Source organism: Caballeronia sp. SL1002, from assembly GCF_057814995.1.
This window is the reverse complement of record NZ_JBYMUW010000002.1, coordinates 802,508-815,302: the sequence shown is the minus strand read 5'-3', so window position 1 is coordinate 815,302 and position 12,795 is coordinate 802,508. Positions and strand designations below refer to the sequence as shown.

Genomic DNA, 12,795 nt, shown 5'->3' with positions numbered 1-12,795 from the left:
TTCCTCAGCCTGCTGTTTTCGGGCGCACCTGCGATGCAAGCACGCGAATCATGTCCCCTTCGCCCACGCGGAGCGCGGCGGCTTCGTCGGCGGTGAGCAGGAACGTGCCGTCTTCCGGCGCACCGAACGTGGCGCCGCAACGGAAGTCGTCCAGCGACGTGTTCGACACCATGCTGCGCGCTTCGCCGCCATCCGCGCGCACGCCGATGCGCACCGTCGCCAGCACGCTTTCGCGCACCGTTCGCAAATCCGCGATATGGCATTCGAGCACCGGACCGGCATCGAAAATATCGACGTGATTTTCATAGCGCAACCCTTCCGCTTCGAGCATCTTGCGCGCGGGCGCGGTATCGCGGTGCGTCACGCCGACCGCCGCTCGCGCGCTCTCGGGAAGCAGGTCGAGATACACCGGATAGCGCGGCATCAGTTCGGCCAGAAACGACTTCTTGCCGTGCGAACTCAGATAATCCGCCGCGTTGAAATCGATCTGGTAGAAATGCGAGCCGACCGCATCCCAGAACGGCGATTCGCCGTTGTCGTCGAAATGGCCGCGCAATTCCGCGCACAGACGCTGCGGAAAACGCTCGCGAAACTGCGCGATAAACATGAAACGCGACCGCGACAGCAAACCGCCGACACCGGCCGTCCGATAACGCGGGCTGAGAAAAAGCGAACACACTTCGGCGTAACCGGTGAGATCGTGCGAGATGTTGAGCAGCGCCATCTTGGTCCAGACGCCGAGATCGCGGCTCGCATGCACGACGGTCGACACGCGATAGTTATAAAACGGCTGCTCCAGCCCGACTTCGGTTTCGATGCCGCACACGCCCGCCACGTCGCCGGTCGCCGTGTCTTCCATCACGAAGAAATAGCCCGCCTCGAACGGCGCGGCTTCGTCCGCGAGCGTGCGGCGCGCGCGTTCGACGCGCGCCACGAGCGCATCGCGATCCGGCTTGAACGTGGTGAGACCCGGACCCGTTTCATGCGCGAGCGCGACGAGCGCATCGACATCTCCGGGCTGCACACAACGCACGACGATCATTGCAGTTCTCCCGAAGCCAGATGCAAAGGCACGCAGCGCACCGCGTCCTGTTCGCGCACGCCGAGCGCCGCGCGCGTGGCGGCGTCGAGCGGCGCGCCGTCCGTGCGGGTCGGCGGTAAATCCGCGAGCGCGCAGCGAAACGCGTGCGCGCCGCCTGCCGCGACGAGATAGCGCGCGCCCGATTGCGACGGCGCGTCGTAGACCTGACGCGTTTCGTTGGTCGCGACCGACGCGCTGCGTTCGACGGCCACCGTCAGCACGGGGCCGGCATCGAAAATATCGACGAAACGATCCGGCTCGAAGCCTTCCTCCAGATGAATGTCGTAGGCGAGCAGCGCGCCGTTATCCGGCTCGCCGAGCACGCGCTGCGCCTCGGCGGGCAGGAGCGGCACGTAGAGCGGATAGCTCGGCATCACCTCCGCGATGAACGTGCGGCTGCGGCCGCCCGACTCCAGTTCCACCTGCTCGAAATCCTGGCCGAAGAACTTGCGGCCGACCGCTTCCCAGAACGGCGAGACGCCCGCGTCGTCGGTCACGCCGAGCAACAGCGAGAACACGTCCGGCGAGAAGCGCTTGCGGTTCGCGGCGATGTACATCATGCGGGCGCGCGACAGCAGATGCGCGGCGGCGTTCGCGGTGGTCTCACCACGCAGAGACTCTTCGATGTAGAACCCCGACAGACGGCTCTTGCCGGTCAGTTCGTGCGACATCGTGAGTGCGTGGATCTTGCGGTTCACCTTCAGTTCGCGCGACGCGTGGATCAGCGCATCGTTGCGGAACGCGTAGAACGGCTCGGAATAACCCGCCGACGCCACGATGCTCGACGTGCCGAGCAACGCGCCCGTTTCCGAATCTTCGAGCACGAACAGATAGAACTCTTCGCCGGGAAAATCGACTTCCGCGCGAAACGAGTCTTCCGACAACGCGACGCGCGTTTGCAGCGCGCGCCGGTCGCGCGGCAGCGAATGCAGTACCGGGTGCGCGGCGCGCGCCATCTTTTCGAGCGCGTCGAGATCCGAGAGTCTTCCGGGGCGAACGAATAGCATCATGGTGTCCGGTAAATGAAGAAGGCGCGTGCTTTAACCCGCCACGGCGGCGAAGGCTGCGTCGAGACGGCGGAAGCCTTCGTCGAGATCGGCGAGCGGCATGACGAGCGACGGCACGAAACGCAGCACGTTCGGCCCCGCGATCAACATGATGACGCCGTGCTTCGCCGCCGCCGCGTTGAAATCCTTCGCGCGGTCCTTGTAGGCATCGGCAAGTTCCGCGCCGATCAGCAGTCCCTTGCCGCGCACTTCCTTGAAAATCGACAGCCGTTCGTTGATGCGTTGCAGATGCGCGCGGATCGCGTCGCCGCGTTCCTGCACGCCCTTGAGCAATTCCGGATTGCTGATCAGTTCCACGACCTTGTCCGCGATGGCCGAGCCGAGCGGATTGCCACCGTAAGTCGTGCCGTGCACGCCCACTTTGAAATGCGCGGCGATTTCGTCGGTCGTCAGCATCGCGCCGATCGGGAAGCCGTTGCCGAGCGCCTTCGCGGTGGTCAGGATATCGGGCGTCACGCCGTACTGCATGTAAGCGTAGAAAGTGCCCGTGCGGCCCACGCCGGTTTGCACTTCGTCGAAAATCAGCAGCGCGCCGTGCTGGTCGCAGGCTTCACGCAGGCCTTGAAGGAACGCGGGATCGGCGGGGATCACGCCGCCTTCGCCCTGAATCGGCTCCACGATCACCGCGCACGTGCGCGGGCCGATGGCTTCGCGCGCCGCGGCTAGATCGTTGTACGGCAGATGGCGGATGCCTTGCGGGACCGGGCCGAAACCTTCCGCGTACTTCGGCTGACCGCCGACGCTCACGGTAAAGAAGGTGCGTCCGTGGAATGACTGGGTAAACGAAATGATTTCGATCTTGTCGGGGCCGTGTTTATCGATGGCATAGCGGCGCGCGATTTTGAGCGCCGCCTCGTTCGCCTCGGCGCCGGAATTCGCGAAGAAAGCACGGTCGGCGAAGGTCAGATCGGTCAGGCGTTTAGCGAGCCGCAGCACGGGTTCGTTCGTGTAGCCATTGCCGATGTGCCAGAGCTTGTCGCCTTGATCGTGCAGCACTTTCAGCAGTTCGGGATGCGCGTGGCCGAGCGCCGTCACCGCGATGCCGCCCGCGAAATCGATGTAGTCGTGGCCTTCGGTGTCCCAGATGCGCGAGCCTTGCGCGCGATCGGGGATGAAGTTCGCTGGCGCGAAGACGGGGACCATGACCTCGTCGAAGGTGTTGCGGGTTACGTTGGGGTTGGTCATTGTCACTCCTTGGGTTTTTCGCTTGCGCTCGGGCGGGGGCGTGTTGTTGCCGTTGGACTTTGGGTGTTGGGGGTTTTGCTTTGGTTACTTTGGCGCTTCTTGGGAACTTACTTTCGTGTACGTCTGTTAGCTCTGCCCTTGTCCGGGGCGGGCCGTTTTGGTCTTGCTGGCGCTTTGTTTCTGTTTGCCCGTGCTCCCAGGAAACTTGCTTTCGTGTACGTCTATTAGCTCTGCCCCTGTCCGGGGCGGGCGGTTTTGGTTTGCTACCGCCTTACTTTTGTTTGCCCGTGCTCCCAGGAAACTTGCTTTCGTGTAGGTCTATTAGCACTGCCCCTGTCCGGGGCGGGACTCACTTTCTTTGCTGCTGCAAAGAAAGTAAGCAAAGAAAGCAGCTAGTCCGGCTAAGTGTCCACCACACATAACAACCCGGATAGGCGCGCAAGCTGATTCGGCTACCGCGCATTCGTTCGGATTGGCACAGCATCTGTCAGTTCCGTCCTCGCTACGCAAGGACGACGGGCATATCTGAAAACCGTCGGTCGGTTTTCTGGGTTATGCCGTTCCAGCAGGCACTTCGTGCCTGCGGGGATGAATGAGCGGCTCCACTCTGTTGGGTGGTGCGATGGCCGAATCAGCTTGCGCACCACTCCCGGGTACCGTTCGTGGTGGACACTTAGACGGTCACGCTGCTTTCTTTGGTTACTTTCTTTGCAGCAGCAAAGAAAGTGACTGCTGCCGCGCACAGCGGCGTGCTAATAGACCTACACGAAAGCAAGTTCACAAGAAGTGCAAGCAAACAAAAGCACGAGCGCCAGCAAGCCAAAATCCGGGCAAATTCCCGAGAAGCACACGCGCACCAAAACCAAACCAACCCCACCTACACCCCAATACTAGCCAATCCAAACAACCCCGTCTTACACGTAAGCGACACATTCCCCCGGGCTTCAGCCCAAAAAAAACTCACCCCGGAGGATCGAGCAACGCGCCGCCCCTCGGCGCGGCAACCGCACTGTGCTGCAAGATCCAACTCCGCCGCTCCTCCCGGGGTGTCACCCCGAACCGATCCCGATACGCATTGGAAAAGTGCGCAGCCGAAGAAAACCCACATGCGAGCGAAATCTGCACGACCGATTTGCTGGTGCGCTGCAACTGCGTCCGCGCCTTGGTCAGCCGCAGATTGAGGTAATACTTCGACGGCATCGCGCCGAGATACTGGCGAAACAACCGCTCCAGTTGCCGCCGCGAAATCCCGACCAATCCCGCGATTTCATCGGTGGCGAGCGGATCCTCGATATTCGCTTCCATCAACTGCAGCGCGTCGTTCAAACGCGGATGCCGCTCACCCGGCGCAGTCACATAAGGAATGCGCTGGCGTTCCTCGGCCGAGCGCAACACGCCGACGCCAAGCGAATCCGCAATCCGGTCCGCCAGATCGCGCCCCTGCTCCCGCGCGATCATCGCGAGCATGAAATCGACCGTCGCCTGGCCGCCCGCGCACGTCGCGCGATCGCGATCGATCTCGAAAATTTGCTGCGTGACGATGGCGCGCTCGAATTCCTCGGTGAACTGCTGATAGGTTTCCCAGTTCACGGCCACGCGATAACCGCTCAACTGGCCCGCCATCGCGATCCACCAGACGCCGTGGTGAATGCCGCTCACGAGCGGCGTGCGCGACGCCACGCGCGCGAGCGCGGCGAGAAAGAGCCGGTAATCGGCGAATTGCTGGAAACGCTCGGCGACGACGATAAGCCAGTCGCACTGAATCGCATCGCCGAAAGCGGCGTCGGCGGGCAACACCGCGCCGCCGCCGAGCGTCACGGCGCGGCCGTCCCACGAACAAATCCGCCACTTGTAGAGCAAATGGCCGTCGATCTCGTTCGCGAGCTTGAGACTATCGACAATCGGCCCGACGCCGCTCATCGAACACGGCGGCAACACCACGATCGCCACCGACAGCGGCCGGCCGGAGGGCGCGCTTGCGCTCATCCGCGCGAGCCTTACTTGAGGCTGCCCGAGAGGAACTGCCGCAGCCGCTCGCTCTTCGGGTTCGTGAGCACGTCGGCGGGCGCGCCCTCTTCCTCCGTGCGCCCCTGATGCAGGAACATCACGTGATTCGAGACGTTGCGCGCAAAGCCCATTTCGTGCGTCACGACGATCATCGTGCGGCCTTCTTCCGCGAGCTTCTGCATCACCTTCAGCACTTCGCCGACCAGTTCCGGATCGAGCGCGGACGTGGGTTCGTCGAAGAGCATGACGTCGGGATGCATCGCAAGTGCGCGGGCGATCGCCACGCGCTGCTGCTGCCCGCCCGACAAATGCGACGGATACTGCTTTTCCATCCGCGGCGCGAGGCCGACCTTTTCCAGATACGTACGCGCGCGGTCCTCGGCTTCCTTCTTCGTGAGGCCGAGCACGTGCATCGGCGCTTCCATCACGTTTTCGATCGCGGTCATGTGCGACCACAAATTGAAATGCTGGAACACCATCGCGAGCTTGGTGCGCACGCGCTGCAACTGCTTGTGATCGGCGACATCCAGATTGCCTGCGCGATCCGCCTTCGTGCGCACGACTTCGCCGTCCACCGTGATCTGCCCGGCGTTCGGCTTTTCCAGAAAATTGATGCAGCGCAGGAACGTGCTCTTGCCCGACCCGCTCGCGCCGATGATGCTGATCACGTCGCCCGCGCACGCCGAAAGCGACACGCCTTTCAGCACTTCGTTGTCGCCGTAACGCTTGTGAATGTCCTGCGCGATGAGCTTCGTCGCGGCTTCTTGAGCGCTCGCCGTCAGCGCGTTCTCCCGGAGTGTCGACATGTGGCTTCCTTTTGACTTCTTTTAGCGCTTTCCTGAGCGCTTCCTCAGCGTTTCCTGAGGGACTTCGTGCGGTGGCCGGATTTTATCGAATGTCAGCGGCGTCCCGCGCCGAGATAGCCGAGCCAGCGCTTTTCGGCGCGCCGGAATGCCGCCACCAGCGCGAACGAAACGGCGAGGTAAATCAGCGCGGCCAATCCAAACGATTCGAACGACTGATACGTCGCCGAATTCGCGTCGCGTGCCACCTTGAGGATATCCGGCACGGTCGCCGTGAACGCGACGGTCGTGGCGTGCAGCATCAATATGACTTCGTTACTGTACAGCGGCAAGGACCGGCGCAGCGCGGACGGCAGGATCACGCGCCAATACATCGTGAAGGTGCTCATGCCGTAAGCGCGCGCCGCTTCCACTTCGCCATGCGGCGTCGCGCGGATCGCCCCGGCGAAGATTTCGGTCGTGTAGGCGCAGGTGTTGAGCGCGAACGCGAGGATCGCGCAATTGAAGCCGCTGCGGAAAAACGCTTCGAGAAGCGAGTGCGAGCGCACGAATTCGAGGCTGTACATGCCTGTGTAGAGCAGCAGCAACTGCACATAGAGCGGCGTGCCGCGAAAGAGATACGTATAAAAGCGCACCGGCACCGAGAGCCAGCGGCGCTTCGACACGCGCGCGCAGGCAAGCGGCACGGCGGCGGTAAAGCCGAGCGCGATCGACGCCACCAGCAGCCAGAGCGTCACGACGAGACCGGACGCGCGCATGCCGTCGGAGTAGAGAAACGGACGCCAGTATTCGGCGAGGATCGGGATCATGGCGGCGTTCCTTCAGAGATCGGCGTGGCGCACGCCGGTGGAATAGCGCCGTTCCAGCAGCATCAGCACGCCGTTCGACGCCGTCGTGATCGCGAGATACGCGAGCGCCGCTACCGCAACGAAGAAGAACATGTTGAACGTGCTCTTGCCCGCGTCCTGCGCGGCCTTGACGATATCGGCGAGACCGATGATCGACACGAGCGCCGTCGCCTTCACGAGCACCTGCCAGTTATTGCCGATGCCCGGTAACGCGAATCGCATCATCTGCGGAAAGAGGATGCGGGCGAACACGCGCGCGCCGCTCATGCCGTAGGCGCTGCCCGCTTCGAGCTGGCCGCGCGGCACGGCGAGGAACGCGCCGCGAAAGGTTTCGGTGAAATACGCACCGTAGATGAAGCCGAGCGTGAGGACGCCCGCCGTGAACGGGTCGATATCGAACTGCGCGAGGCCGAACGCGTCGGTCAGGTTGTTCACCGCGATCTGGATGCTGTAGAACAGCAGCAGCATCAGCACGAGATCGGGCACCGAGCGGATCAGCGTCGTGTAGGCCGTCGCGATGCCGCGCAGAACGCCGTTGCGCGCGAGTTTCGCGGAGGCGCCGGCCAGTCCGAGCACGACCGATACCGCCAGCGAGAGGACCGCGAGCGCGACGGTCTGTTTGGCGCCCGCGAGGAGCAGCGGGCCGTAGCCGTAAAGGAACACAGGCGTCTCCGTCGAGTGGAAAGGTCTCTACGGCGCCGATACTCACTGGCGAAAATTAATCGCTCAAATCCGGCTGCACCGGTCTATTGCGCTGCAACATAGCCGCTTCGAGGCGATCCGCGTACGGCGAGCACGGATCGCAGCGCGCCGCGTGAACCCGCCGCCGGTCGGAATTCGCAGGTTTTGCGTCGCTTTTTCGATAGAACGTTTTCCGAACGCTCACATCCGATTCACGCCTTCGGTTCCGGCGCGGCCGCCCGCACTAACTGCGCGACACGGCCATTCGCCACCGCGATATCCGGACTGGTCTGCAACAGCGGCAGATAACGCTCGGTGAACGCGGCGTCGCGCGTTGCAGGCGAGAACATCGCGATCACCGCGCGCGCCGCCTCCGAACGCTGTTCGGGCGTGGCTTCGGCGTCGTCGATGACATCGTCGATGGCGGCGATCAGCGTCGAAAGCGGCGCGAGCCACCGGTACGCGTTGCCATTGATCACGATCTGCAGGAATTCGCCCGGCGACACCGGCCCGAACTCGGCCTCGTGCTGCGCGCGCATCTCGGTCAGCACGCTGCGATGCAGCGCGAGCAGCGGATGGCGCACGTCGTTCAGAAAAGTCGCGGCTTCGTCGTTCATGGTGGCGTTCGTCCGATTCGTCAGTTAATGAGATGAACCGAGCCTACACCACGCGCGCTTCGTGCGTCTTGCCCGCATAGCCGATGAAGTCGGCGGCGGAAAGCGGCGGCGAAAAGAGCCAGCCCTGGCCGAACTGCGCGCCGCGCAAGAACAGGTAGTTCGCCTGCTCCTCGCGCTCGATGCCCTCGGCCACGACCTGCACGTTGAGCGTCACCGCCATCTCGATGATGTGCGACGCCACGCTGCTCGACGCCGCGTCCTGCCCGATCGTGTCGACAAACGACTTGTCGATCTTGAGCGCGTCCACCTGGAAATTCTGCAGATGCGAGAGGCTCGAATAGCCGGTCCCGAAATCGTCGATATAAACAGGATGCCCCGCCTCGCGAAACGCGCCGATCACGTTCTTCGCGGCCTCCGCGTCGAGAAAACCGCGCTCGGTCGCCTCGATGCGGATTTGCGCGGGCAACAGCCGATGCGCGGCGACGGCCGGCCCGAGCCGGTCGAGAAAGCGCCGCGACGTGAGATCGGGCGCGCTGAGGTTGATCGACACGTAGTAATCGCGATAGCGGACGAGAAAATCGCCGAGTTCGAGCAGCACGGTGTCGAGCACCTGATCGGTGATTGCCTGGATCAGGCCCTGATGTTCCGCAAGCGGAATGAAGTGATCGGGCCGCACGATCCGGTTGTGGTGCTTCCAGCGCACGAGCGCTTCCGCGCCAACGCAGCGCCGCGTGGCGAGATCGACGATAGGCTGATACGCGACGATGAACTGGTGGCGGCGCACGGCATCGCTCAACTGACCGCGCGGCGAAAGCCGGCGCACGACCATGAAGCCCGCCCACGCCGCCAGTCCGAGCCCGCCCGCCATGCCGCCGAGCAGCCAGCCCCACGGAAGCGCGCGCAGCCGCTGCGTGAGACCCTGGTGCGCCGCGCTGACGACGACCGCGAGCGGCATCGAGACGGAACGGCGCACGACGTAAGGTGGATCGATGCTAGTCGAGGCGAGCGGCTGGCGATAGAGCGCGAGCAGCGCGATGGGATCGGCGCTCGGCGTATTGGCGATCACCCGGCTCGCGGCGGTATTGATGATGCCGAGGCCGCTTGCTGCACCCGTGGCGCTCGCGAGGCCGTCGAGATACGAAGTCGGATCGGCCGCCACGTAATAGCCGTCGCGCCCGAGCACCAGCGATTCGCGGCCGCCGGGCAGATCGAGCAGGCTGAACCACGCGATCAGGCCGTCGCTGCCGTGCCAGTCGGGCGGCGGCAGCACGAGGCCATCCAGGGTCCCCGCCGACACTGCGCCGAGCAGCGACGAACAACGCCAGCGGCCGTCCGTGTCGTAAGCGCCGGCATCGCGCACCTGGCGATGAATCAGCGCGATACGCCGCAATTCCCGCAGATACGTCGCCGAACAGGGCGCGCCGCTCACTTTCGAGATTTCACCGAGCGCGCTCGACAGATGCCGCGTCACCGCTTCCGCGTTCTCCAGCGCAGCGCTCGCAACCGAATTCAGCCGCTCGGTCTCCCGATGCCGCAAATCCCGTTGCGCGAGCAAAAAGCCGAGCGCCGCCGGTGCAAATGCCACCAGCATCACGACGACGGCCACGAGCGCCGCCAGCCCCCTGCGTTCGAGTTTTCTCATCGCCCGTCATTCGCCCGGCGCCGCGCGTGGCCGTCGGCCCGCGCAGCGCAGTCACCGCCGCCCCCTTCCCCGCACGCCCCTGGTCGTCGCGCGCAGCCCCGTTTCAATCGACTCAGTGTAGAGGTCCGAGGCCGCGCGACTCAATGCCTCCGCGACGATAAAAGGGGTCGGTTGGTGGGCTGGCGCACGCCCGTGGTCCGCTTTTTTTCGGCGTGCGGGCTTTTACGCCACGGCATGAGAAAATCCCGCCAAGATCCGGTCATTCGACCGGCACATGTTGCAACCGGAAGCACAGGACGCCCGCCTCATGCAGCCCATTCATCAACATTCCACGCAACCCGCGATCCGCGATGCGCATCCTGCCGATTTCGACGCCATCACGCGCATCTACGCTCACTACGTGCTGCACGCGCTCGCGACCTTCGAGGAAGTGCCACCCGCCGTCGACGAAATGCGCGCGCGCCATGCCACGATTACCGCAGCCGGTTTGCCGTATCTGGTCGCGGAACTCGACGGCACGGTGGTCGGTTACTGCTACGCGACCGCGTACCGGCCGCGCTCGGCGTACCGGCATACCATCGAGGATTCCGTGTATATCGCCGATGGCATGAACGGACGCGGAATCGGCCGCGCGCTGCTCTCGACGCTGATTGCGCGCTGCGAAGCCGGTCCGTGGCGGCAACTGGTCGCCGTGATCGGCAATAGCGGCAACGCCGGGTCGATCGCGCTCCATGCGCGGCTCGGCTTCGAGCATGTCGGCGTGCTGCGCGGCGTCGGCTTCAAGCACGGCGGCTGGGTCGATAGCGTGCTGATGCAGCGCTCGCTCGGCCAGACGTCTGACGCAACCGACGCAACCAAGGCCGGCTGATCGCCGCCGTTTTCCGCCTCCCTCCATAAATACGCCGTTGCCCACCTACACGCTCGCCGCGCCCGTCACCGCCGAAATCGACATCCGCAAAAGCCGCTTTATCGCGCTGGCGATTCCCGTCGCGGATCGCGATGCCGCGATGGTCCAGCTCGGCCTGATCCGCGCGCAACATCCGGCGGCGACGCACGTGTGCTGGGCGCTGCTCGCGGGCGGCCAGTCGGGCATGTCCGACGACGGCGAGCCATCCGGCACAGCGGGACGCCCGATTCTCGAAGTGCTGCGCCATCACGAAGTCGACAGCGTGCTTGCGGCGGTCGTGCGCTACTACGGCGGCATCAAGCTCGGCGCGGGCGGCCTCGTGCGCGCCTACACGGACGCCATCGCGAGCGCGATGCAACTGGCCGAGCGGATCGAGCGGATTGCGCTCAGCGACTTGCGGGTGCAGATCGACTACGCCGACGAAGCGCGCGTGCGCCGCTGGATCGAGCAGGCGGGGCATGAACTCGTTGAAAGCGCCTACGACATGACGGTGCGGCTTACCGTGCGCCTGCCGCTCGCCATGCTCGACGACGCCGCCGCCGAACTGCGCGACCTAACGCATGGCCGCGCGCTGATCGGCGAAGAAGCGTGACGCACCGTCTAACGATCACGCCGCTCGTCCGCACGGTGGAGACACGCGCGGACGAGTCGCTCCTCGATGCCGCCGCGCGCGCGGGCGTGCGGCTGCCGAGTTCGTGCCGGAACGGAACGTGTCGCGCGTGCCTGTGCCGGCTAGTCGCGGGCGAGGTGCGGTATCGCGTGGAGTGGCCGGGCGTGACGGCCGAGGAAAGGGCCGATGGGCTGACGCTGCCGTGCGTCGCGATGGCGCTGTCGGATGTGACCATCGATCAACCGGGCGCGCTGCCGGTGGAAGCTACGCCTGCAAGACAGTCTTCTCGCGGGTTTTAGACGCTTCGAAGCACTTTCGCCGTGCCAATACGCGAACCCGGGTAATTCAGGATTTTTCGTCTCTTTTCAACGACCTACGATGTCCGTTCGCCGGAGCACCTGGCACGCTTTCGCGGATCGGCGTTCAGTTCGCCTCTCAAAAAGTGTACAATTGCTCTTTGCCCCAAATTCTGGCAGGGCCAGACAACCGAGAACTCAATGACTAAAGTACTGTTGAAAGAGAACGAGCCTTTCGACGTCGCCATGCGTCGTTTCCGTCGTACCGTCGAACGCACGGGCCTGATTCAAGAATTGAAGTCGCGTATGGCTTATGAAAAGCCGACCACCGAGCGCAAGCGCAAGAAAGCTGCTGCTGTTGCTCGCCTGCGGAAGCAAATCCGTCGCGCACAATTGCCGAAAAAGTTTTATTGATTCAGTTTCGCTGAATCCGATTCGAGTCTTATTCGAATTCATTGTTTCTCACGCGTTAGTCGCTCGCGCATCGGACGGAATAAGTCGCTGAGTTTGTCGCGAGCCGTCGTATTCAACCCAACGCAGCGATTAGCCCGTTATCCGTAGAAGCTTCGTGGCACCGGCATAACTTCTGGAGACACCTGAATGCGTCGAATCGACGATTCAGGCGCCCTGCCACCGGACGTTTAGCGGAATTGGCCAAAGCCAGTTCCGGCGCTTCGGAATACGAATACAAAAGCCTGCACGACTTGATCGTCGCGCAGGCTTTTCGTGTTTGTACGTCGAGATAGTGTCGAGATTCGCGGGATTAAGGCAGTCGCGATGAATGGCGCGATTCGTCGGAAATCCGCGCCACAAAAGAAAACGCCGCCCGAAGCATTTAACTTCGAGCGGCGTTTCTTTGAATCTGGTTGCGGGGATAGGATTTGAACCTATGACCTTCGGGTTATGAGCCCGACGAGCTGCCAGACTGCTCCACCCCGCGTCTGAGAAATAAAGTATAGCGGAAAACGGCAGGCTGGGTCAAATAACTTCGGTATTTTCCCTAATCGTCGAAAATCTTTCGGCGGGCGCGTCGCCGGCGACGCCGCAAAAA

General features: G+C 63.4%; 13 protein-coding genes and 1 tRNA gene. 4 read left to right on the top strand and 10 right to left on the bottom strand.

All coding sequences use genetic code 11. From position 1 onward, the window contains the following. Window positions 1–4 precede the first annotated feature (4 nt). From astA to AC3D25_RS06645, 9 genes are all read right to left on the bottom strand, one after another. Window positions 5–1,042: an arginine N-succinyltransferase gene (gene astA / locus AC3D25_RS06685; protein ID WP_488887652.1), complete on the bottom strand. Its 1,038-nt coding sequence runs from the start codon at window positions 1,040–1,042 to the stop codon at window positions 5–7. Continuing rightward, window positions 1,039–2,088 (bottom strand): arginine/ornithine succinyltransferase subunit alpha, encoded by a 1,050-nt coding sequence (gene aruF / locus AC3D25_RS06680; RefSeq protein ID WP_488889619.1) that lies wholly within the window; start codon window positions 2,086–2,088, stop codon window positions 1,039–1,041. Before aruF ends, astA begins: the two co-directional genes overlap by 4 nt. Window positions 2,089–2,121: 33 nt before the next feature. Further along, complete coding sequence (locus tag AC3D25_RS06675) at window positions 2,122–3,333, bottom strand: aspartate aminotransferase family protein (RefSeq protein ID WP_488887651.1); 1,212 nt, start codon at window positions 3,331–3,333, stop codon at window positions 2,122–2,124. Window positions 3,334–4,293: 960 nt separating this feature from the next. Beyond that, window positions 4,294–5,319 (bottom strand): GlxA family transcriptional regulator, encoded by a 1,026-nt coding sequence (locus AC3D25_RS06670; RefSeq protein ID WP_488887650.1) that lies wholly within the window; start codon window positions 5,317–5,319, stop codon window positions 4,294–4,296. 11 nt (window positions 5,320–5,330) lie between these two features. Continuing rightward, window positions 5,331–6,146: an ABC transporter ATP-binding protein gene (locus AC3D25_RS06665; RefSeq protein WP_488887649.1), complete on the bottom strand. Its 816-nt coding sequence runs from the start codon at window positions 6,144–6,146 to the stop codon at window positions 5,331–5,333. 92 nt (window positions 6,147–6,238) lie between these two features. After that, window positions 6,239–6,952, bottom strand: coding sequence for an ABC transporter permease (locus tag AC3D25_RS06660; RefSeq protein ID WP_488887648.1), 714 nt, complete (start codon window positions 6,950–6,952; stop codon window positions 6,239–6,241). 12 nt (window positions 6,953–6,964) lie between these two features. After that, window positions 6,965–7,654 (bottom strand): ABC transporter permease, encoded by a 690-nt coding sequence (locus AC3D25_RS06655; RefSeq protein WP_488887647.1) that lies wholly within the window; start codon window positions 7,652–7,654, stop codon window positions 6,965–6,967. Window positions 7,655–7,884: 230 nt separating this feature from the next. Further along, a complete protein-coding gene (locus tag AC3D25_RS06650) occupies window positions 7,885–8,289 on the bottom strand; it encodes a hypothetical protein (protein WP_488887646.1) in 405 nt (134 codons plus the stop codon). Between the two features lie 43 nt (window positions 8,290–8,332). Then, window positions 8,333–9,931 carry an EAL domain-containing protein gene (locus tag AC3D25_RS06645; protein ID WP_488887645.1) on the bottom strand — a complete coding sequence of 533 codons (1,599 nt, stop codon included), beginning with the start codon at window positions 9,929–9,931 and terminating at the stop codon, window positions 8,333–8,335. A gap of 307 nt (window positions 9,932–10,238) precedes the next feature. Here AC3D25_RS06645 and AC3D25_RS06640 point away from each other — a divergent pair, with 307 nt between their 5' ends. The 4 genes from AC3D25_RS06640 (at window position 10,239) to rpsU (ending at window position 12,158) form a co-directional block, all read left to right on the top strand. Further along, the gene (locus AC3D25_RS06640) at window positions 10,239–10,799 is read left to right on the top strand and encodes a GNAT family N-acetyltransferase (protein WP_488887644.1); all 561 of its coding nucleotides are present in this window, start codon (window positions 10,239–10,241) and stop codon (window positions 10,797–10,799) included. 37 nt (window positions 10,800–10,836) lie between these two features. Further along, complete coding sequence (locus AC3D25_RS06635) at window positions 10,837–11,430, top strand: IMPACT family protein (RefSeq protein ID WP_488887643.1); 594 nt, start codon at window positions 10,837–10,839, stop codon at window positions 11,428–11,430. Further along, entirely contained in the window at window positions 11,427–11,747 is a 321-nt protein-coding gene (locus tag AC3D25_RS06630) for a 2Fe-2S iron-sulfur cluster-binding protein (RefSeq protein ID WP_488887642.1), read from the top strand. Before AC3D25_RS06635 ends, AC3D25_RS06630 begins: the two co-directional genes overlap by 4 nt. A gap of 198 nt (window positions 11,748–11,945) precedes the next feature. Beyond that, a complete protein-coding gene (gene rpsU, locus AC3D25_RS06625; RefSeq protein WP_006999077.1) occupies window positions 11,946–12,158 on the top strand; it encodes a 30S ribosomal protein S21 in 213 nt (70 codons plus the stop codon). Between the two features lie 449 nt (window positions 12,159–12,607). Here the strand turns inward: rpsU and AC3D25_RS06620 are convergent. Further along, window positions 12,608–12,684 (bottom strand) — tRNA-Met (locus AC3D25_RS06620). Window positions 12,685–12,795 lie beyond the last annotated feature (111 nt).

Excerpts from the sequence above, each read along its gene's own strand:
- astA (WP_488887652.1), bottom strand. The coding sequence starts at position 1,042 with ATGATCGTCGTGCGTTGTGTGCAGCCCGGAGATGTCGATGCGCTCGTC.
- aruF (WP_488889619.1), bottom strand. The coding sequence starts at position 2,088 with ATGCTATTCGTTCGCCCCGGAAGACTCTCGGATCTCGACGCGCTCGAA.
- AC3D25_RS06675 (WP_488887651.1), bottom strand. The coding sequence starts at position 3,333 with ATGACCAACCCCAACGTAACCCGCAACACCTTCGACGAGGTCATGGTC.
- AC3D25_RS06670 (WP_488887650.1), bottom strand. The coding sequence starts at position 5,319 with ATGAGCGCAAGCGCGCCCTCCGGCCGGCCGCTGTCGGTGGCGATCGTG.
- AC3D25_RS06665 (WP_488887649.1), bottom strand. The coding sequence starts at position 6,146 with ATGTCGACACTCCGGGAGAACGCGCTGACGGCGAGCGCTCAAGAAGCC.
- AC3D25_RS06660 (WP_488887648.1), bottom strand. The coding sequence starts at position 6,952 with ATGATCCCGATCCTCGCCGAATACTGGCGTCCGTTTCTCTACTCCGAC.
- AC3D25_RS06650 (WP_488887646.1), bottom strand. The coding sequence starts at position 8,289 with ATGAACGACGAAGCCGCGACTTTTCTGAACGACGTGCGCCATCCGCTG.
- AC3D25_RS06645 (WP_488887645.1), bottom strand. The coding sequence starts at position 9,931 with ATGAGAAAACTCGAACGCAGGGGGCTGGCGGCGCTCGTGGCCGTCGTC.
- AC3D25_RS06640 (WP_488887644.1), top strand. The coding sequence starts at position 10,239 with ATGCAGCCCATTCATCAACATTCCACGCAACCCGCGATCCGCGATGCG.
- rpsU (WP_006999077.1), top strand. The coding sequence starts at position 11,946 with ATGACTAAAGTACTGTTGAAAGAGAACGAGCCTTTCGACGTCGCCATG.